This is a genomic window from Pseudobacteroides cellulosolvens ATCC 35603 = DSM 2933 (genome assembly GCF_001262605.1).
GTDB classification, from domain to species: Bacteria; Bacillota; Clostridia; order Acetivibrionales; family DSM-2933; genus Pseudobacteroides; species Pseudobacteroides cellulosolvens.
The window spans coordinates 6242489-6265372 of the sequence record NZ_LGTC01000001.1 but is presented as its reverse complement, the minus strand read 5'-3'; the positions used below and the strand labels follow the sequence as shown (position 1 = coordinate 6265372).

Annotated in this window: 16 protein-coding genes and 1 pseudogene; 11 read left to right on the top strand and 6 right to left on the bottom strand. The window is 34.5% G+C overall.

What is annotated here, in order from left to right; genetic code table 11:
* Positions 1 to 250: 250 nt before the first annotated feature.
* The 6 genes from Bccel_RS25940 (at position 251) to tnpC (ending at position 8864) form a co-directional block, all read left to right on the top strand.
* Entirely contained in the window at positions 251 to 961 is a 711-nt protein-coding gene (locus tag Bccel_RS25940; RefSeq protein WP_036945895.1) for an IS110 family transposase, read from the top strand.
* Positions 962 to 1048: 87 nt separating this feature from the next.
* The gene (locus Bccel_RS25935; RefSeq protein ID WP_050753871.1) at positions 1049 to 1417 is read left to right on the top strand and encodes an IS110 family transposase; all 369 of its coding nucleotides are present in this window, start codon (positions 1049 to 1051) and stop codon (positions 1415 to 1417) included.
* Between the two features lie 512 nt (positions 1418 to 1929).
* Positions 1930 to 3747: a group II intron reverse transcriptase/maturase gene (gene ltrA, locus Bccel_RS25925; protein ID WP_050753522.1), complete on the top strand. Its 1818-nt coding sequence runs from the start codon at positions 1930 to 1932 to the stop codon at positions 3745 to 3747.
* A 678-nt stretch (positions 3748 to 4425) separates the two neighbouring features.
* Entirely contained in the window at positions 4426 to 6243 is a 1818-nt protein-coding gene (ltrA, locus tag Bccel_RS25915) for a group II intron reverse transcriptase/maturase (RefSeq protein ID WP_050753870.1), read from the top strand.
* 404 nt (positions 6244 to 6647) lie between these two features.
* Complete coding sequence (locus tag Bccel_RS25910) at positions 6648 to 7061, top strand: hypothetical protein (RefSeq protein WP_036946085.1); 414 nt, start codon at positions 6648 to 6650, stop codon at positions 7059 to 7061.
* Positions 7062 to 7427: 366 nt separating this feature from the next.
* Positions 7428 to 8864: an IS66 family transposase gene (gene tnpC, locus Bccel_RS25905; RefSeq protein ID WP_050753869.1), complete on the top strand. Its 1437-nt coding sequence runs from the start codon at positions 7428 to 7430 to the stop codon at positions 8862 to 8864.
* An 85-nt stretch (positions 8865 to 8949) separates the two neighbouring features.
* On the opposite strand, the gene Bccel_RS25900 is transcribed toward tnpC, so the two are convergent.
* From Bccel_RS25900 to Bccel_RS25875, 6 genes are all read right to left on the bottom strand, one after another.
* Positions 8950 to 10689 carry a fibronectin type III domain-containing protein gene (locus Bccel_RS25900; RefSeq protein WP_036944792.1) on the bottom strand — a complete coding sequence of 580 codons (1740 nt, stop codon included), beginning with the start codon at positions 10687 to 10689 and terminating at the stop codon, positions 8950 to 8952.
* Positions 10690 to 11029: 340 nt separating this feature from the next.
* Entirely contained in the window at positions 11030 to 11578 is a 549-nt protein-coding gene (locus tag Bccel_RS25895) for a GDYXXLXY domain-containing protein (protein ID WP_036944793.1), read from the bottom strand.
* A gap of 117 nt (positions 11579 to 11695) precedes the next feature.
* The gene (locus tag Bccel_RS25890; RefSeq protein ID WP_036944795.1) at positions 11696 to 12994 is read right to left on the bottom strand and encodes a DUF2157 domain-containing protein; all 1299 of its coding nucleotides are present in this window, start codon (positions 12992 to 12994) and stop codon (positions 11696 to 11698) included.
* Between the two features lie 118 nt (positions 12995 to 13112).
* Positions 13113 to 14282 (bottom strand): ABC transporter permease, encoded by a 1170-nt coding sequence (locus Bccel_RS25885; protein WP_036944796.1) that lies wholly within the window; start codon positions 14280 to 14282, stop codon positions 13113 to 13115.
* Positions 14269 to 15423, bottom strand: a complete 1155-nt coding sequence (locus tag Bccel_RS25880) for an ABC transporter permease (RefSeq protein WP_036944797.1) — start codon at positions 15421 to 15423, stop codon at positions 14269 to 14271. The genes Bccel_RS25885 and Bccel_RS25880 overlap by 14 nt, the downstream gene beginning before the upstream one ends.
* 47 nt (positions 15424 to 15470) lie before the next feature.
* On the bottom strand, positions 15471 to 16403 hold the full coding sequence (locus Bccel_RS25875) for an ABC transporter ATP-binding protein (protein ID WP_036944799.1): 933 nt from the start codon (positions 16401 to 16403) through the stop codon (positions 15471 to 15473).
* Between the two features lie 663 nt (positions 16404 to 17066).
* Here Bccel_RS25875 and Bccel_RS25870 point away from each other — a divergent pair.
* From Bccel_RS25870 to Bccel_RS25850, 5 genes and pseudogenes are all read left to right on the top strand, one after another.
* Positions 17067 to 17801 carry a sensor histidine kinase gene (locus Bccel_RS25870; protein WP_242853180.1) on the top strand — a complete coding sequence of 245 codons (735 nt, stop codon included), beginning with the start codon at positions 17067 to 17069 and terminating at the stop codon, positions 17799 to 17801.
* Positions 17798 to 18417, top strand: a pseudogene (locus Bccel_RS25865) (response regulator). Before Bccel_RS25870 ends, Bccel_RS25865 begins: the two are co-directional and overlap by 4 nt.
* Before the next feature lie 119 nt (positions 18418 to 18536).
* Positions 18537 to 19973, top strand: coding sequence for a sensor histidine kinase (locus Bccel_RS25860; RefSeq protein WP_036944801.1), 1437 nt, complete (start codon positions 18537 to 18539; stop codon positions 19971 to 19973).
* Positions 19945 to 20706 (top strand): response regulator transcription factor, encoded by a 762-nt coding sequence (locus Bccel_RS25855; protein ID WP_082225164.1) that lies wholly within the window; start codon positions 19945 to 19947, stop codon positions 20704 to 20706. Before Bccel_RS25860 ends, Bccel_RS25855 begins: the two co-directional genes overlap by 29 nt.
* Complete coding sequence (locus Bccel_RS25850; protein ID WP_036944804.1) at positions 20699 to 22873, top strand: pentapeptide repeat-containing protein; 2175 nt, start codon at positions 20699 to 20701, stop codon at positions 22871 to 22873. The genes Bccel_RS25855 and Bccel_RS25850 overlap by 8 nt, the downstream gene beginning before the upstream one ends.
* Positions 22874 to 22884: the final 11 nt, after the last annotated feature.

Genomic DNA, 22884 nt, shown 5'->3' with positions numbered 1-22884 from the left:
CATGAATAGGCTGATGATATTTGTGCGGGTTTCTTGCTCTGCCAGATTCTAACGCTTTGCAGAGAATGCCGTTATTCTTGGTCTTGAAGTTTTTCTAAAGGCTGTATTTTTGGATACGGCTTTTATAAAAGTTTTAAAACCTTTGCTTAGAAGTTGATGCGGGACCTTTTTAATAAGGTCTAACGCTGAGTTAGGGATGCTTAAGGTCAATTTATGTACCTTGAAATATGAATAAAGAAGGGATGATTTAATGATGTTCCACCCAAAGATGCGGCATGTCTACATTGGCTGCGACGTGCATAAGCACCAACACACAGCAGTTTTAATTAATTGTTTTAGTGAAAAACTGGGGGAAATGACATTTCCAAATAGAAAGCAGGACTTTTCCAAGGTGATAAGTTTTGTTAAAAAGCACACAGCCCAAGGAGTTACACCTGTTTTTGGCTTGGAGGATGTGCTGGGTAATGGAAGGGAATTGGCAATTTTTCTACTGGAAAGGAACTATAAAGTCAAGTATGTAAACCCTTCATTGTCACAATCAGAGAGGAAAAATCAAGCCAGCATAAACAAATCCGACAGCATAGATAGTCAATGTGTGGCAAACGTTCTTTTAAATAAGCTTGATTCCTTGCCGGATGCAGTACCAAATGATTTACATTGGGCATTAAATGAACTTGTAACAAAGAGGAACACACTTGTTAAAAATAATGTTGTTTTAAAGAATCAAATCCATACATATCTTAGCCATGACTATCCAAATTATAAGAATTTTTTCTTCTCACTGGATAGCAAAACGGCACTGGAATTTTTCAAAGTGTTTCCGTCCCCGTCAAAATTAAAGGGAATTACCCATCAAGAACTTACAACCTTTCTAAGTGAAAAAAGCCATCACAACTGTTCTGAGAAAAAGGCACGTCAAATCCTTGAGTATGTAGAGAAAGACGGAGACACAACAAACTAATTTCAAGACCTGAGAGATTTTATAGTTACATAATCAATTAAGCAAATCAATGATAATATGGCGATCATAGCAAGCATTGAGGATAATATGAAAAAACTTATTCCCAAATTTGGTTACAAGCTTGAAAGCATGAAGGGAATAAATACTGTGACAGCAGCTGGAATTATATCGGAAATTGGTGATATATCAAGGTTTCCAAATGCCGATGCTTTAGCTGCCTATGCAGGAATATCACCGATGAGATATTCTACAGGCCAGACAAACAAGAATTTCAGCAACAAACTTGGTAACAGGAATCTATATCAAATATTCTTCCAAACTGCTGTATCAGTGTTGAGTAATCCCAAGGATAAGCCTACAAATGCATACTTTTATGAGTATTACAAAAAGAAACTGTCTGAGGGAAAAACTAAGAAACAGAGTGCGTCCGTAATGGACTTGAAAGTATCATCCTAAGAGGATTCTGGACTAGAGAGATGTCTGGATGGTCGACTGATTAACCGGAGGTGGAAACGCCATAAGGGAACATAGCATCTCAGTAAAGTGTATACCTTGAAAATTAGCTTACAGGGGGATATGCGAGACCAATGTGTAATATGGTTAAAGCTAAACTGCCTTAAACCCAGTGCCTTGACCTTAACTTTGGGGGATGTGCGAAGGCTAATTGATAAGCACATGAAAAGATTCTATGAGAATCTCGCTTTGTTGGTTCTCATAATCTCTGAGACTTTTCAAGCGTATAAGAAATACGATAAAGGTACGAACGGGAACCTAAGTTACACGAAATTGTACTTCAAGAACTAAACGGAGATAACCTAAGTCAGCAGAGCTGATATGGTTACGGAGCCACCATAGTAGTCTGAGGAACCTGAATAGACAGGGAAAGCCGTAAAATCGGATACAGGAAAGCTGCCCACATGGCGAAGGGTGGCAGGTTGTTTAATTGAATGAATATGGAGGTATGCGAAATGCAGAAAGCTGATATAGTTCTATCAATACTAAGCAAGAAGTCAAAAGAAAATAAAGAATTTATCTTTGATAGGTTATATAGAAATCTATTTAATCCAGATTTCTATATAACAGCTTACGGAAAAATCTATGCGAAGGAAGGTAATATGACCGCTGGTATAGACGATAAAACAATCGATGGTTTCAACTATGATATCATTAATGACATAATTGAAAAAATGAAATCTGAGACATATTATCCTATACCAGTTAGGAGAACTTATATTCCAAAGAAAAATGGAAATTTAAGACCTCTGGGAATACCATCTTTTATAGATAAGCTTGTACAAGAAGTAGTTCGGCAGATACTGGAGTCAATATATGAACCTATATTTTTGGAAACTTCACATGGCTTCAGACCAAATAAAAGCTGCCATACAGCCCTCTATCAAATCAAAAACAGGTATAAGGGAACAAATTGGGTAATTGAAGGTGACATCAAAGGTTTCTTTGATAACATTGACCATGATGTTCTTATTAGTCTATTAGGTAAAAAAATCACGGACGGAAGACTTCTGGAATTAATAAAAAGATTTCTTAAGGCAGGTTATTTTGAATTCAATCAAGTAAAAGGCTCTTTGTCAGGAATACCGCAAGGAGGTATAATAAGTCCTATTCTAGCCAATATATACTTGCATGAACTGGATAAGTACATGGAGTCATTAAAAGAACAATATTCCACGTACCAAAATAAAAGAAAGTATAACCCTGCATACTCACAACTTGAAAAGGCGAGGCACAATGCAAGACGAAGAGGCGATAATAAAACTGCTAAAGAAATACTAAAACAAATGTATACTCTACGTTCATTAGACCCTATGGACCCTGATTATATAAGGGTCAAGTACACAAGGTATGCCGATGACTTTGTTGTATGTATAATTGGAAGCAAGAAGTTAGCAGAGGAAATAAGAGATAAAATAAAAGAACTACTTAATACTAAACTAAAATTGGAACTTAACATGGATAAAACCATTATAACAAACTTAACAACAGAAAGAGCAAGATTTCTTGGATTTGAGATTTCCAAAACTACCAATTGCACTTTTACAAAGAAAAACACACTCGGTTATAAAAGAAGGACACTGAACGAGACAATACAACTTTTAGTTCCAAACGACGTGATTAATAAAAAACTGGAACCTTTCAGAAAGAATGGCAAACCCACTCATCACTGCAATAGGATAAACCTGACCATTGCAGATATAATTGGCAAATACAACTCAGAAATCAGAGGCATGTACAACTACTACAGAATTGCAACGGATGTAAGCTCCAAAATAGGAAAGTACAAATACTACCATTATTCCAGTATGGCAGCAACTATAGCAAGAAAGGAAGACAGTTCGATCACAAAGGTTATAAAAAAATATGGAATAGATGTGCCCAGGAAACACGGCACAGGGACTCGTAAAATAATTGGTGTAAATTATGAGACTAAAACAGGAAGTAAAACCATGACATATTTTAACGAGCCATTAATATACATGAATCAGCCCAAAAAGTGGCTAAAGGAAACTAATGAAATCTACTATAAAAAACCTTTAGTAATCAAAAGGCTTGAGAATTGTAAATGTGAACTTTGCGGAATACAAAGTAGTATTCCTGGGGATTTTGCAGTTCACCACGTTAAAAAACTAAAAAGCCTAAAAGACAAATATTTTAAGGCAAATATAATAACTCCATATTGGGTACAAAGAATGATTGAACTGAATCGTAGAACTTTAATAGTGTGCAAAAAATGCCATAAAGACATCCATTTTGGAAAAGAAATATAGATAAATCGATTGACTTTACACTTAGAAACAGCTGGCGAGCCGGATACATTGAAAGGTGTAAGTCCGGTTCTGAGGGGGGACGCAGAAATCTACTTGGTAAAACAAGCAAGACGCTGTTAGTCCTACCCTACGTGCGTCCGTAATGGACTTGAAAGTATCATCCTAAGAGGATTCTGGACTAGAGAGATGTCTGGATGGTCGACTGATTAACCGGAGGTGGAAACGCCATAAGGGAACATAGCATTTCAGTAAAGTGTATACCTTGAAAATTAGCTTACAGGGGGATATGCGAGACCAATGTGTAATATGGTTAAAGCTAAACTGCCTTAAACCCAGTGCCTTGACCTTAACTTTGGGGGATGTGCGAAGGCTAATTGATAAGCACATGAAAAGATTCTATGAGAATCTCGCTTTGTTGGTTCTCATAATCTCTGAGACTTTTCAAGCGTATAAGAAATACGATAAAGGTACGAACGGGAACCTAAGTTACACGAAATTGTACTTCAAGAACTAAACGGAGATAACCTAAGTCAGCAGAGCTGATATGGTTACGGAGCCACCATAGTAGTCTGAGGAACCTGAATAGACAGGGAAAGCCGTAAAATCGGATACAGGAAAGCTGTCCACATGGCGAAGGGTGGCAGGTTGTTTAATTGAATGAATATGGAGGTATGCGAAATGCAGAAAGCTGATATAGTTCTATCAATACTAAGCAAGAAGTCAAAAGAAAATAAAGAATTTATCTTTGATAGGTTATATAGAAATCTATTTAATCCAGATTTCTATATAACAGCTTACGGAAAAATCTATGCGAAGGAAGGTAATATGACCGCTGGTATAGACGATAAAACAATCGATGGTTTCAACTATGATATCATTAATGACATAATTGAAAAAATGAAATCTGAGACATATTATCCTATACCAGTTAGGAGAACTTATATTCCAAAGAAAAATGGAAAGTTAAGACCTCTGGGAATACCATCTTTTATAGATAAGCTTGTACAAGAAGTAGTTCGGCAGATACTGGAGTCAATATATGAACCTATATTTTTGGAAACTTCACATGGCTTCAGACCAAATAAAAGCTGCCATACAGCCCTCTATCAAATCAAAAACAGGTATAAGGGAACAAATTGGGTAATTGAAGGTGACATCAAAGGTTTCTTTGATAACATTGACCATGATGTTCTTATTAGTCTATTAGGTAAAAAAATCACGGACGGAAGACTTCTGGAATTAATAAAAAGATTTCTTAAGGCAGGTTATTTTGAATTCAATCAAGTAAAAGGCTCTTTGTCAGGAATACCGCAAGGAGGTATAATAAGTCCTATTCTAGCCAATATATACTTGCATGAACTGGATAAGTACATGGAGTCATTAAAAGAACAATATTCCACGTACCAAAATAAAAGAAAGTATAACCCTGCATACTCACAACTTGAAAAGGCGAGGCACAATGCAAGACGAAGAGGCGATAATAAAACTGCTAAAGAAATACTAAAACAAATGTATACTCTACGTTCATTAGACCCTATGGACCCTGATTATATAAGGGTCAAGTACACAAGGTATGCCGATGACTTTGTTGTATGTATAATTGGAAGCAAGAAGTTAGCAGAGGAAATAAGAGATAAAATAAAAGAACTACTTAATACTAAACTAAAATTGGAACTTAACATGGATAAAACCATTATAACAAACTTAACAACAGAAAGAGCAAGATTTCTTGGATTTGAGATTTCCAAAACTACCAATTGTACTTTTACAAAGAAAAACACACTCGGTTATAAAAGAAGGACACTGAACGAGACAATACAACTTTTAGTTCCAAACGACGTGATTAATAAAAAACTGGAACCTTTCAGAAAGAATGGTAAACCCACTCATCACTGCAATAGGATAAACCTGACCATTGCAGATATAATTGGCAAATACAATTCAGAAATTAGAGGCATGTACAACTACTACAGGATTGCAACGGATGTAAGCTCCAAAATAGGAAAGTACAAATACTACCATTATTCCAGTATGGCAGCAACTATAGCAAGAAAGGAAGACAGTTCGATCACAAAGGTTATAAAAAAATATGGAATGGATGTGCCCAGGAAACACGGCACAGGGACTCGTAAAATAATTGGTGTAAATTATGAGACTAAAGCAGGAAGTAAAACCATGACATATTTTATCGAGCCACTAATATACATAAATCAGCCCATAAAGTGGATAAAGGAAACCAATGAAATCTACTATAAAAAACCTTTAGTTATCAAAAGGTTGGAGAATTGTAAATGTGAACTTTGCGGAATACAAAATAGCACTCCTGGGGATTTTGCAGTTCACCACGTTAAAAAACTAAAAAGCCTAAAAGACAAATATTTTAAGGCAAATATAATAACTCCATATTGGGTACAAAGAATGATTGAACTGAATCGTAGAACTTTAATAGTGTGCAAAAAATGCCATAAAGACATCCATTTTGGAAAAGAAATATAGATAAATCGATTGACTTTACACTTAGAAACAGCTGGCGAGCCGGATACATTGAAAGGTGTAAGTCCGGTTCTGAGGGGGGACGCAGAAATCTACTTGGTAAAACAAGCAAGACGCTGTTAGTCCTACCCTACGTATTAAATGTATCATGAGAAAGCTGGTAACTATAACATATAAAATGATGAGGGATAAGTCAGAATATCGGGAACCAGTCATGCCAACGGATAATAGCATCCAATAAAATGGGTGCTATCCAATTCATCATAATATATAATAGAAGAAACACATATATGGAACCAGCAGAAAATATCAAAGTCCATCATATTCGTTTAATCATATTTTGCCGAAATAAAAATTAAGGTAATTAAGTAATTAATATAGCTGAAAGCATATGAAAGGGCATATATATGAATTTAGTAATTAAGAATAAATTTAAAATACTTTTTCTTTTAATTATTGTTGTTATTATCTGTTTAGCTGCTTATTTTATGAATAATAAGTATGGATTAGGTTTTGTAGCTATAAAAGATAACAATAAAAGTACAGCTAGAGAACTAGAAATGGCTTTACAGACATATATTTTTGAAACGAAAGATGTAAAATTAAAGTTTGGTAGCAGTAGTTCTAAAGATAATATTGAAGAGTTATTTAAAGCCTTACAGAGAAAGTATACATTAAATGGTGAAGATTATGGTCCATATTTAAATGATTCATTCAATTATTCCGTATATAAAAAAACAGGATATAGCGTGAGAATAAATCAAGTTAAAGAATTAGTCAAAGTTCAGATATCAGAGAAAGACGAAATTATTTTCGAATAATTTTATTAATATATGCACTGTAGGAAGCGATATGGAAAGCCATTAAGGAATATCAGGGGACCAGTTGCATTCCTTCGGAGTCTCTCTGAGGTTGCCAGCGGAGAGAAGCCGGGAAAAAGACCCTCATTCTTTAGAAAAGCTAACGGAGCCATGCTTTAGAGCCTTATGAGACGCTCATAAGCAGCAGATTAGTTACTGCAAAGTTGAGCTTGGAGAATCAGAGCCGGGAAAGTATACTTTAAAACTTTTGTTTCTACTCAGGCATTGACATAGATGCAAAAATAAACTGTTGGTAATATTTTATCAATGAAAAACCACTAATTCAACCAATATAATAGTATCAATGATTGAATGGTGGTGTAGGAATTGGATGAAACAACAATAATAAAAACGTATAATGACGGAATAAATGCTGTAGTTTCGCTGGTAAAAGAGTTAAACGGACAAGTATTAAGCTTAGCTGGTCAGGTAAATGCTCTCAATAATAGGATTGCAGAGCTTGAAGCTCGCCTCAACAAGAACAGTGGTAATAGCAATAAGCCCCCATCTTCTGATGGACTTAAGAAGCCAAAGAACATGAGGGAGAAAACTGGTAAACCAACAGGCGGTCAACAAGGACATGAAGGCAAAACACTAAATAAGGTTGAAAATCCGGATAAAACTGTAGATTTGAAACCTACACAATGCGAATGTGGATGCTGTCTATCAAGTGTTGATGGAGTTACCCGCACTAGACAGGTAATTGAACTGCCTACTATAAAGGTATTCACCACTGAATATAGGACTCACGAATTGGTATGCCCAGCGTGTAATAAGGTACACAAAACAGAATTTCCTGAGGATGTAAAGCAGCCAGTGCAGTATGGTGAGAATATACAGGCTCTTATGTCGTACCTGACAAACTATCAGTTAATACCACTTGAGAGAACAGCTGAAATTTTAAGTGATATTATAGGACAAAATGTCAGTGAAGGAACACTTGTTAATGTAAATAGTAGACTCTACAAAAAGCTTGAAGAAGTTGAGACTTCTACAAAGCAACAGCTTATAGCTTCTTCAGTTGTGCATTTTGATGAGACAGGTATGCGTAGTGGCGGTAAAACTCAGTGGCTTCATAGTGCTTCTACAGACAAACTTACACATTATGAAGTTCATGAAAAAAGAGGTACTCAGGCAGCTAACGATATTGGCATACTCCCTGATTTTAAAGGAACAGCGTGTCATGACCACTGGATACCCTATTACACATTTGGTGATTGCAGCCATTCGGAATGTAACTCTCATAACTTGAGAAATCTCAAGGGCATAAATGAGGATTACAATCATGAATGGGCAAAGAACATGTCTAGCCTTCTGATAGAAATTAAACAGAGGGTTGATACTTTGAGGTCTGAAGGTCGAGCAGAAATGGACTTCAATGAGACTGCAAAGTATAATGCCATTTATAAAGATATTATATCCAAAGGCAAGTTGGAGTGTCCGATACCAGTGGCTGAAAAGACAGGCAGGCCAAATAAAAATGCTGCACATAGGTTGCTGGCGAGGCTTCAAAAATATGATGTTGAGACGCTTTCATTCATGTATGACTTTAACATACCCTTTGATAATAACTTGGCCGAACGAGACATACGAATGGTAAAGCTGAGACAAAAGATCTCAGGTTGCTTCCGTGGAAAAGAAGGTCCCATTGTATTTTGCAGGATTAGGAGTTATATTTCTACCTGCAGGAAGAATGGTCAAAAGGTTATGGAAAGTCTGGTGAAAGCGATAAAAGGTGAACCGTTTATACCTCAGACACTTTAGCAATTATTAAATTGTAAGATATGGGGATGCCACTACGGTATCCCTTTATTTGAGCTATCTTTAGGCATGGGGTCAAAGACCATGTCTAGATATTAACACAGGCACTCCCGGTGTGAGAATGCCTGAGTAGTATATTTATTCTATTGCCGCTTTTATTTGAATATTCAAATGATATATTCTGAGGCTTTTCACCTGAAAGAACAACCTTGTGATTATTGGAAGAAGTGAAATTGCCCGTAGATCCATTTTTCTGATATATATCCCCTTTTACTTCTAAAACCCCTTCTGTAAGAAGACCTTCATGATTATGTATAGAAAAAGTAGTAAAATTTCCTCCTACCAAGACTATGTCCTTTGGCAGCAGCATTTTTAACATTCCAGTACTGTAGGGCTTAGAATTGGTATCTTTTTCTCCCACTAAAGAATAATCTTTATCAATAATAAGTTTTCCATTGTTTACAAAAACATTTCCCCCTGACTGCCTTAGGCTGCCTTTGATATTCAAGGTATATCCGTTTAAGTCCAGAGTTCCTGCAGCCAGAGACAAATCACCTTCAATGGTTTGATCCCCATTGAGCCTCCAACCTTTTACTCCTCCATCAAAAAAAGAAGCTTTCGACATATTATCTACAAAGTTTTCGCAGTTAAATAAAGTTGTGAATAAAACCCCTTCTGCAGATGTGTTCTTTATTTCCAAAGTATTAAATGCTGAAGTATTACTCTCCATTGTCACATTTTGCTTTTCATCCCCTGACAAAATAACTTTATGCGTACCTTTTGAATTTAAAGGATTTTTGCCATTCTGTTGTATAAAATGCCTTTTCACTTCAAGGTTACCCGCTGTCAGATTATCGCTATTAAGTCCGGAAGAGTTGCATACAAAGCTTCCGTATACTTTAATATAATCACTGTCATTTAGCATTTTAAGCACAGAACTACTTGATCCATATGTTCGCAATCCTGAATTATCAGTATATACACTTTGAAATCTAAGGTTCCCATTAACTTCTAGGTAGCCATTATTTATATAAAGTGTCCCCCCTGAATTGATTAAATTCCCTTTTACAGTGAGCTTCCTTCCGTTAAGGTTCAGGCTTCCTGATTTTATTATTACATTATCATAAACCGTATCTGCTTCGAGCACCACATTTGTATCAATTACAGTTTCACTCATTGCATATGTTGAATAAGTTACACTATTGCTGTCTAATGACTGATTTCCCGCAATATCTACAGCCCGTACCTTAAAATTATAATTATACCCTGGCTGCAAATAGTCTAATAAGATACTTGGATCATATGAAACATCCATACCTGTGCTGCCATTATAAATTATATATCCTCCAAGCTTAATATTGTCTGTTGAAGAATCCCACTTCAAGCGGACTTTATTTGAACCCTCCTCATTCAAAACTAGATTCTGGGGCTGTGTAGGCTTAATATTGTCATTTTTAGTATAAATACCGATTTGATTTGAAGGATATGAAATAATATTATTGTTGCTTATCGCCCTTATGTAAAAATTATAATTCTTACCTGGAATTAAATCTACTGCAGTATACAAACATTCAGGAGTCCTATTGACCTCTTTGTCATTCATATACACTATGTATTCCTTAATTCCTGTGGAATGGGAAGATGTATCCCATTTTATACCTATCGATGTCTCTGTAGTCATCGAAACAGTCAAATTCTTTGGCACCAATGGCTCCTTTAAATCCAGTTGTTCAACCACAGCCTGGCTATAAGCTATTTCTGAAAACCCTAAGCTATTAAAGATAATTACAATTAATAAAACAATTGATACTATTCTATTATTTCTCATTTGCTGCCTCCTCTACCTTTTAATTTTAGATTATGTTTTCATACAAATATAACATGATTTACTTTTGTTGTCACCGAAATCATAATCTTTCATTTTTTCGGAATCCAACATTTTTTTTGCGGTTTCCCGCAATAAAATTGCAGTTCACCGCAAATACTTCTTAAGTTTGCAATGACTAAAATATAACTTCCGATAAAATCTTCAATTAAAGATTAGAGACAAAAAAAATAGCCGTAGGAAAAAGAAGCTATTTTAAAGCGAAAAAACCATGAGATTTCAAAACCATTCTACAAGAATGTTAAGGAACAAAGTCAGGATATGATTTATCAGATAAAAAAATTTATTGATTCCTCAAATAGTTTTCAATCCTCTCACCATCTATATAAAGTCCATCTACTGCAGCATCACCATCATATATTCTCACAGACACATATACATCTTTTCTATTTCTAAGACTCTTATTATATACTTCCTCAGCTAATTTGGCTTTATCTTCAGCCATATAATACCTATCAAACGGAATCTTTATATAAACCGCTTCATTATCGGAATACAAAACCTTGGTTCGGATATAATTTCCTCTTCGAGGAACCGCGGGAGATACACTTGTAAAATGTGTAAAACCGTCACCATCATTTTCTACAAATGCGTACACTGTTTGATTTCTCACATAATCCTTGCTATCAACAGCAGGAATTTTATTATCATTAAAATTAATAATCAAGTAATTCCCTCTGAAATTATCAACAGGGTCAACAGGTTCGATGCGGAATTTAAAAATCTCACCATTATTCAATGCCTTCTCCCTGCCCAATATCATCTGTGCAGGAATAGCCAGCTGTATAAGAGAGAGCAATATAAAAAAAATAATCTTAAGATGCTTTTTCATCAGAACTCACTTCCTTTTGCTTCTTAGTAATAACTAAAATATAACTTCCGCTATAATTTCGCTTATGTATTGGCTTGACTCGTCAACACCCGCTCAAAATCGGAAGTAATATTTCAGTTACTTCTTAATCAAAACTGCATTGGACACAATAAACCCAACACCTACAAGTATGAAGGACAGACCCTTCACTAAAAATGATATGTCGGTATCAAAGAAACGCACTATTATCAGCAGTGAAATAATCAACATCCCTCCATTGGTTATTCCCATATGCTTATTTCTTATTCCATAAACGATTGTATTTACACCGAGAACAAATATATATGCATTGTATAATATGACAGGAACTGCACCATCCTGAAGTACTGATGCAGCAAGGTAGCATACCACTGATAGTAATGCTGATGATCCGAAAATAAGTGTAAGAGCATTTTTTGTTTTCAAATTCTTGAAAAATAGATAAACTGCTGCTGACAGCAGCAATATCACAAGAATATAGTCAACTATTCCTGCAAATTCATTGAATCTAACCCCATACCGATATTCATGCCATCCAATGTCTTCCCAGAATTCTCTGAAGGTTAATAATATTGAAACAACCAGTATACCTATGGTACCTGTAACAATAAAAGGCTGCTGGCCTAATGATCCTGTTTTACGGTGATATGTTCTTTCCACTAGAAACAGTATGGTGAAAAAGCTGCTATAAATGACAATCCATAGACCGGGTAAAACTTTCTCAAGCACTATTCCTAGAGATACGCACAAGTTTAAGCACAGGGCCCATAATAACAATACAGACCGATTTGAATCAATATTTTTGAATGCTTTGATAATATAAGGCAGCAGAATAGCTAAAAAGGCCCAGTACAAAACTGCATAGCCGCCTTCCGACTGCTCAAAGCCCGCCCAGAATGTGATGCCTGCAAGATAAAATATAGAAGGGATAAATGCATCAAATATATAAACAAGAGGTACTGTAAGAAGCATCCATGTAATTGTAAAAACAGTCCTATCTCCAGATATATTATAGGTCTGGCCTATAAGGGATATTGCTGCACCCACAGCAAGGGTTATAAATGCTGATGTTCCTTCTTTCCAAGCCATCGAACCGGTCTTTTTTAAAATTACATATATGCCGATTAGTTGTGAAATAACAAGAGGCGTAAAAGATAAAACAGTTCTAGAAGGAACAGACAGGGTGTCCCAGTTTTTAGCGAAAATAAGAATAATACCGCTGCCAATGAGTATGGAACCAAGTGTTCCAAATATAGCCAGTATTATTCTAAGCCAGTTTCTTTCCTCCGGCTCCCCATAGTATTTTCTAATTTCTTCTGCAGTTTTCTGTGTCAGTATGCCTTTGGATATCAAAACAGGCAGTTCTTCATATAGCCACTTGATATTTTTTTCTTTCACGAGCATCACCTCCTGCCATACAGCCTTTTCAATAATAAAAGGAAAATTGATCAGTTAATTATATATTATTACCTACTTATATTATAGGCATAAAATAACATTTTTTACAAGTATGGTATTAACTATCACTTACTCTCTTCTGCTTTATAACCAAAAGAGTTATCGCCAGCACTGCCAAAGCAAATCCAATCATTATGAGCATATTAATAAATACTGGTGTAAGGTTTTCCATATTAACATTCACCATACTTGCAATGGTATTGTTAGATTTTACATACCAATAGTTTGGTGTGAAGCTTGCAATTGTTATTACAGTCTTGCCAAGCAAAGCTTGGGGCACAAATACTCCGCTTATAAAGCAAGTTCCAAGGACAACCACATTTGCAACTGCTGACATTACTTTTTTGCTTTTTACTACATTACCTGTTAAATACGCTATGCTTAAAGCCGCTATGGTAAATATCAAAGAGTTTAAAAGAAATAGCATTCCCTTCGCAGTAAACATATAACTGCCATACATAATAAAGCTGGCTATAATCAGCAAAAACCAGGTAATTATTGCAAAACTTAAGTTTCCCAGTATTAATTGGAAATACATGGTTCTAAGTTTTATAGGTGAACAGAGGTTTCTCTTTTTTAAATCAGTATTGTTAAAGACAATCATTACGGCACAAATACCTAAAATAAGTATGGAAAGCATGGAATATGCCAAATAGTTAAAATAATACGAACACTTTTCGCTTTCAGAAGCTTCATTTGCATAGCTGTTTAGCTTAACATCCGTTTTTTGATCCAAATCCTTATTGATGCTTCTTATAAGCTCTTCTTCAGGTAAATTTCCTATATTGCTATCGTACATTTTTACTGTGTTTAAGTATTTATTGATTATGCTATCCATGTATACACTACTCGTTGAACTTGGCAATGAAGTTTTATCAAGTCTTATTGACCCACCATTTAGAAGCCCTTTAGTAAAACCATCAGGCACTTTGACGATATATTCAACCTCTCTGAAAAACAGAGCATCCTGAAGCTTTTGAGTATTATCCTCTATATTGACAATATTAGCTTTCTGGCTTAAATAATTTTTTAGGCCTTCTACAATTTTCGAATCTTTGTCATAGTTTATGAATACTATATTTACTTTGGTTTCTGTATAGTTTGTATCAGTAGGACTGGTATAAGTATTGGCAAGAACTACTACTAAAACTAAGAACACTATGAAATATATGGCAATTTGGGTCATATTTTTATAGATAGCTTTAAAATACACTTTATAAACTTGCATATCTCTGCCTCCTTAATACATAGTAGGTAATTAAGCCAAAAACGATGTTATAACCACATAGCAGCATTATATCAATCAAGAATTGCTTATGGGTATCATAGAAATATAGTGAGTAAAAGCTATCTGTTATTAAGGCTACAGGATTTAGATATCCAAGAATAGGAACATTTGTGCTGATAATATATTTTATCTTGTCATTCATCATGCCTGACAAGACGGTCATCAGCATTGTAACTCCAATCAGTACTCCAATTTTTACACCTTCACCTTTTTTGACAACTGAGGCAATAAACGTACCGAAAGTAACGCCTGTAATTGTGCCTATTAAACAAGTCAGCAATATATATCCAAGCTGGCTTCCAAAGTTTATTTTTAATACTAAAACCAAATAACAGATTAATACCGAAATTGTAACAAGCTGAACTGTAGTTGCTGCAAACATTGAAGTTATAAACAGCTTTAATTTGTGTACAGGAGCCATGTTGGCTCTTGCTCCCTGGGATGACATATCTGCCTGAATAGCCATAACCTCTTTTAATCCCAAGAAACCACCATAAAAACAAGCCATTGCGATTAAGGCATAGAAGTAGGTCACAACATTATCAGGAGCAGATTTACTGACAGGTACTTCTTGAAGAAAATCAATCCTGTTTGATATAGTGGCCATAAGTACATTATTATCTATGGAAGGATTTTTGCCGTAAATCGTTTTAATAGTGGCTGAAGTCTGGTTATAGTCATCAACAAAACCTTTCAGCACATTTTGATTAATGCCTGATTTTTTTACTACAAGATTTATTCCATTATCAGAATATATATAACCTTCAATTTTACCATCCTCAAGGAGTCTATCCCCTTCCTCCTTTGAGATATATTTTACATCAAATAGATTGCTTTTTCTTAAACCCTTATCGGCACTTGAGACAGATTTAACGGCATCTACAAAATATGTGTTTTCTCTATATTCAGCATTATCAACTATTCCAATTTTAATTTTAGAAAAATTTTCTGCAGTAGAAATATTTGAAAAAGCCATATTGAATAATGTAGCAAGAAGTATCGGAAATACCATTGACCAAAACATCATATCCCTATCCCTTACTATGCATTTCAACCTGTATAAATAGTTATGCAAAATCATTTTTATACCCCTCCCTCATAACTAGTTAAGTAATATTCAATCATGCTTTAATCCCTAAGTTCCTTTCCTGTTATCTCAAGGAAAACATCATTTAGTGTAGGCGGTTCAGAGTAGACTTTTCCAACAGTAATATCCCTGGATTTTAAATAATCCAGCAAGGCAACAAGATTATTTTTGCCTCTGTATGATTTTGCTACAAGTAAATTTCCGTTAAACTCCGCAGATACTATATTAGGAAGACTTTTAATACCATCTAATAAACTGTCATCAATCTTAAATATTTCTACAGTGAGTTTTTCTCCTGAATTTATCATTGCTTTCAATTCGTCATTTGTTCCGGTTGCAATTATTTTTCCTTTATCCATAATTGCTATCCTTGTACATATCTGTTCTACTTCTTCCATATAGTGCGACGTATACACTATTGTACTTCCGGCTTTATTAAGCCTTTGGATACCCTCCAATATATTGTTTCTGCTTTGAGGATCAACTGCCACAGTAGGTTCATCCAGAATAATCAGCTTTGGTTTGTGGGCAATGCCACAGGCTATATTCAATCTTCTAAGTAACCCTCCGCTTAGCTTTTTAGGATAAAACTTTCTGAAATCATTGAGCCCGACAAAATCTATAGCTTCATCTACAAGCTGCTGACGCTTCTTTTTATCTGAAATGTATAGTCCGCAGAAATAATCAATGTTTTCAAAAACATTTAATTCCTCAAAAACAGCTACATTCTGCATAATTACGCCAATATCGCGTTTAATGTCATAGGCATCCGGAGCCATAGGTCTGTCATATATTTCTATAGTACCTTTGTCAAACTTAAGAAGGGATAAAATACAGTTAATTGCTGTGGTTTTTCCCGAGCCGTTAGGACCTAAAAGTCCGAATACTTCACCTTCATTTACTTCCAGATTTAAATGATCCAAGGCAGTTAAGTCACCATATCTTTTAACCAGATTTTTAACTTTTATTACCATAAGGATTCCTCCTGTTATTCATTGAGTATTAAAGAATTGCTTATCATATATTAATGATAATATATCCTATTGCCTTTTATAAGTGACTAAACTCCTAATCCCGTATGACAAATGTAATATCAAACTTGAGGATAATAAAATCCAATGATATAATCTAATAAAAACCGTTATTAATTTTACATTTGGCAGAGCAAATAACGAATGCCTCAACGCGATTTGCGATAGACAAATGTAAAAATTAATAGATTTTTATTTAATAAAAATCATTATTAATGATTCCTCCTACAAAATAAAGGTTTGGTAAATGGCATGAAAAATTTAATTGATAAATTAGTGATTATAATAATTTCCCTGGCTCTATATATACCCTATGCCAATTCCATATACATGATCGTACCAATCCTGATTGTCATAATATTAAGTACTGTATTGAGCTGCATGGAAGATCATCGTATAACTTCAGGGATATTTCTTTTGTATCTAATCCTTAGCTTTTTTGAATCGGATTTCTTATTTTTTATTCCTCTAATATGTTATGATGTAGTACTTCTTAAACCAAAATGGATTTGGGTACTTTCATTCTTTCCGCTACTAGCTGATTTTAACCAAACACTCATCACCTCAAAATGCTTAATAGCTGCCTTTATTATAAATGGATGCATTTTGAAATATCGTACAGTTTCGATAAATAATATACAGAGAAATTATTACAAACTACGTGATAATGCCAATGAAATATCAATGCAGCTGGAAAAGCAGAACAATGAACTTTTGGAAAAGCAGAACTACGAAGTCAATCTTGCAACATTAAAAGAGCGAAACAGGATAGCAAGGGATATTCATGATAATGTCGGGCATCTGCTTTCAAGATCCATACTGCAGATCGGAGCACTGCTTGCCATAAAAAAAGATGATGAAACAAAAGAAAGTTTAAAGCTTATAAAAGACACACTGTCAGAAGCCATGGACAGCATTCGCAACAGTATTCATGATTTGCATGAAGAATCCATTGACCTACAATATGAAATACAGAAGTTAATTGATAACTTTAAATTTTGCTCTGTGAATTTTGATTATGATGTGGAATCAAACATTGATAAAGATATCAAATACTGCTTTATTGCAGTAACAAAAGAGGCTTTGTCAAACACGCTCAAACATTCAAATGCCACTAATGTCTTAGTGATAATTCGTGAACATCCGGCACTCTTTCAACTGGTTATTCACGACAATGGTACTCAGAGTAGATTAGACAGTGAAAATGGCATTGGAATAAAAAATATTAAAGACAGGGTAACTGCTTTAAGCGGCAATATCAATATCAGTACCGAAAAAGGATTTAAGATTTTTATTTCCATACCGAAAGCAAAGTTTAACGAAGGGATTGGTAAAATATGAGGATAGTAGTTGTTGATGATGATAAATTGGTATGTGTATCTTTAAAAACAATATTAGAAGCTGAAGAGGATATATCTGTAGTTGGAATAGGCTATCATGGAAAGGAAGCTATCGAACTTTATAACAGTTTAAAGCCTGATATTCTGCTGATTGATATAAGGATGGAAACTATGACAGGTCTCGATGCAGCAGAATCAATCTTAAATGCAGATAAAACTGCCAAGATCCTTTTCCTCACCACGTTTTCAGATAATGAATATATAATAAAAGCACTTAAGATAGGTGCTAAAGGCTACATTATAAAACAAAACTTCGAATCTATCGTGCCGTCTCTTAAAGCTGTTTATGCAGGCCAAAGCGTCTTTGGTGATGATATCGTTTCAAAAATCCCATCACTTATAAGTACTGGTAAAAATCCGATTTTTCGAACTTTGGCATAACTGAAAAGGAACTGGACATTATCACCCTTGTAGCCGAAGGACTAAGCAATAAGGAAATAGCCAACATGCTTTATCTAGGGGAAGGCACTGTAAGAAACAGTCTAACCATTATTTTAGAAAAGCTGGGCCTCAGAGATAGAACTCAACTTGCTGTATTCTATTATAAGAACAGATAAAAGCACATAGTGTTATCTCTCCAATATACTTTGATTCTATACATAAAATACTATATATTTCAATTTGCATTAATCTGTGATAGGATATTTACAAAAGTTGAAGCAGGAGAGCACAGATCATGTTATTTATTTGGATTTCTTTATGGACACTGTCTTTTATAATCGTAAAAGTCAATGACGAAAACAAAGAAATGAAATGGATAGCATCCCTTTGCTTTTTTTCAGGTCTTGGTGCTCTCTGTTCAATTCTACGAAAGCAGGTTTACCCAAGTCTTAATCTCAACCCAAATATTAAATTACCAATTAAGTATACCATCTTTTACTTACATTCCCTTTCATATGTGCTATCACCATACTCCATGTCGGTTTACAGCGTCATTTCATCAAAATGGCTTATTAAGAAAACACCGTTTTTTTGCAGGCATGCAAAAAAGATACTCCTTATTCCTCCTGTTTTGATGTATCTGATATATCCTGTACAGTTTAGGTATAAGGCTCCCTTCTTCGCCTTAAGCTTGTGGGTTGTTCCTTACTGCATATTTTCAAATGCTTTATTGATAATAACCTTTCTTAAGGAAAGAAACACAGTAATAAAAAGACAGAAACTTTTCACGTGCCTTATTATCACGCCTCCAACTGTATTTGATACCATTTCAAACTATGTAATGACTGCTATGGGAAACCATCTTGTCTGGAAGTATAACAGCGTAACAGTTTTTGTTTTGGTATCCATTTTCATAGTTGCAAGTGCAAAATATGGTGTAATGGGGATCAAGATTAGGTTTGAAAAAAGCAAACTTGAAAGCACAAGAAAGTCTGTAACATCAGGAACAGCCCTCCTTACACATACTCTTAAAAATGAAATAACCAAGATTTCCATTTGTACTAATAATTTGAGACATTGTATTAATAATTCTCAAGATGCAGAATACATAAGAAAAGTTACACAGGAGGATTTTAAACTTATTGATTTGTCCTTTTCTCATTTGATCAATATGATGAAGACAATTAATGAGCATCTGACAGATATCTCTATAAATCCCGTTATGGTAAGCCTAAATAAATTGGTAGATGAAAGCCTTACAATGATAAAGCCGGATCTTGACAAAAAGGGAATAACAGTTAAGAAAAGTGTTGAATTGGAAGCATCTATAGAGTGTGATCCCATTCATATAAAAGAAACCTTTATTAACGTTTTTAAAAATTCCATAGAAGCTATGTCTCAAGAAGGCTATCTCTCGGTACACATCTATAGAGAAAGCAAATGGACTGTTGTGGAAGTAACTGATAATGGTTCCGGTATAGACAGTAACAACCTGGCATATGTATTCGAACCATTCTTCTCCACAAAAAAGACAGGCCTAAACTACGGGCTTGGCCTTTCTTATTGCTATAATGTCATGAAGCAGCATGAAGGTAAGCTTGAAATAAGCAGCAGAAAAGGTTTTGGCACCTCAGTTTACTTAAATTTCAACAATAAAAAGGCACATGCCATAAAAGCAGAAAACTATAATGAGGTAATGGTATATGGAGAAAATAAAAGTTTTACTTGTTGAAGATGATTATTCCTGGCAATCAGCCATGTCAAGGTTTTTAAGCAGGGAAGAAGATATTCTACTATCCGGTATGGTCAAGACTAAGCATGAAGCTATTGATTTCATAAAATCCATAGCAGTCGATGTAGTTTTGATGGATATAAATTTAAGTGAAAATAATCTTGATGGAATTGAAGCGGCCAAAGAGATAAGCGATATCAGCAATACAAAGATTATTATGTTGACCTCTCTTAAAAGAGATGATATTATAATAGATTCTTTTACAGCGGGGGCTATGAATTTTGTTTATAAAGAGGATTATCAAGCACTTCCTGATATAATAAGAAACATATCTAAAAATACAACTCCTTACGAATTACTTATCAAAGAATATCAGAAACTAAAAAAGGAGGAGCAGTTAAAAGACCTTTCTTATTGTGAAAAACAAGTATACTTGCTAATGGAAGAAAACAAGACAAGGCGGCAGATACAAGCTGATCTTGATAGGAGTGAAAATACAGTAAAAAAATTAATACATCAAGTTTTAAAAAAGCTAAATGTAAAATCATCAAAGGAAGCTGTTGAAAAAGTTAATAAAATGGGCATAGAAAAAAAACAAGATAAAAAGGGGTGTAGAAAATACACCCCTTTTTTGTTAGTGGGTAGTTTTAATGGACATTACTATAAAGAATTAGTTATGATAGTATTTTTATATACAAAAAGCAATGAAAGGGCTGGCTTAAAATATGAGTGAGCTTACAGACTACTCAACAAAGGTAAGGAAGAACTTTTTTATCTTAAAGGAAAGACCCGATGAAAATTGCGAGCGAATAAGAATTATAGACTTTAATAAATATTTTTCTTTAGAAGATATAAAAAGGGACAAGCTTAAAATCAATGATCTGCAGACACTTTTTGTTCCTGTTAATGGAACCTATTTTCCAGATTATTTTACAGAAAACGGTCTCGACTTCATTTCCATTAAATTCATGCTGTACCTTGAAAGTAAATTGGATTTAAGACAGATGCAATATTGCCATGTAGGGTTTATAGCAGATAAAAAACGTGTAGAAGAGTATATTCTTATCATTCCTGAGAAACTTGACTGTATAATTGAAGGAAGTTTATGTTTTAGCAAAGCAGGAATACCGGAGTATTTTGAAATAGATGATTACAAGACAGGATTACTGGAGATTTTCAGAATTAAGGATATTCCATATATAATTGTTACAGAAAAGCTTGACAGGATAGAGTACTCAGGATTTGAATGTACATCCATAGAGAACTTCTTTGGCTACGAGAATGTGCGGGACAAAGTCTATCAAGAAAGACTAAGGGGAGTAATTTTAGAGGACAGGTTAAATGAGTTTAGAAAAGCTGCCGGTGAGCAGGGCAAATATGATCTTGCACGTAAAACAGAGGAAATGATCAGAAAAAATGACATTGGAAAAGAGATTTATACTGTCCTTAAAGCTTTGTTTGACGGTTATAGGGGTAAAAAGTTTTCTGGTGAGATTTTATCAGACAGATTTCTTTTGTTTTTCTTTTCTTTAGAAAGCGGAACCTTGGAAATTTCCGAGGAGATTAAAGGGTTTCATCAAAATCAGTATTATTTAAAGAGTATCAAATCTATAGGTGAATTGCTTGATCAAATGCCCGAAACTCTCAAGGATTATGCCAGGAATCTTTTTAAAGAAAAAGTTCTCCTAAGTGCTGCTTTAGAATGCAAAATATTTGATCACTACCAACAACTTCATCAAGATACAAGATTCAGAATTTACATTCAGGAAGAGTATTTTAAGAGCATGAATCCACCTATGGTATACGATTACAAGTGCTGCTTTCAAAAAGAGGTCGAAGCCTATCAAAATATAACTTTACCTAATGCAGAAAAACCTTTTTGCTTCATGCCCTACAAATCTGTAACAGTTCAAAAAACAAACACTTTAGACCTGAGCAATAGAGATTTGCGGGAATATAATTTTACAGGAAAAGATTTAAAAGGAATAACAATCAGAAACAGCAATTTGAGACGTGCCATATTTAATGATTGCATGCTGACAGGTTCTCAGTTTATTGACTGTGATCTGACTGGTGCACAATTTCTAAAAAGCTGTCTTAGGGATGCTAAATTTACTGTAACTGAAATAAACAATACCAACTTTTCTTATGCTGACATGAAAGGAATTGACATATCAGACAGTGACCTTTATTGCTCCACATTTGTGAAAAGTGACCTTTCCTGTGCAAAAATTACAAACTCTATAATTCAAGAAGCCTATTTTTATAATTCCAGACTAATGGATGCTACATTTAATGTATCCCAGTATTTTCATTATAATTCATTTATCATGTGTGATTTAAGGGGAAGTAGATTAATAGGCAATATAATGGATATTGAAAATGGTATAGTTAAATGTGATTTTAGAAATTCCGATATGAACGGATGCAAAATTGAATTTAAGTGTATAGAGAATACGGCTTTTATTAAAGCAAAATTAAACAATGCAAGCTTTTCAAAAAGTAAAATTATATCCAACTGTGATTTCAGATGGAGCTCTTTAAAGGGGACTGATTTGGCAGAAGTTATTTTAAGAGAAAATGATTTTTCCTTTGTTGATCTTTCAACGCTTAAAGCAATGAAGGGTAATTTATTTTCATCCAACAATTTCACCTATACAAATCTGAGTGGTTATGACTTTAGCCTAGGTGGCCTTTCCTCATCTAACAATTTTGTATATACAGACTTATCCAACAGTATTCTATGCAATAGCACTCTGGAAAAAAGCAATCTTATATTTCCAAATTTGAGTGGAGCAAGCCTTAATGGAGCAGTCTTACATGAAGATCAGCTTAAGTTTCTAAAGCTATCCGAGCGTCAGAAAGGTGATTTGGAAATAATACTGGCAGACGGGCAATAAGGCCTATAAAT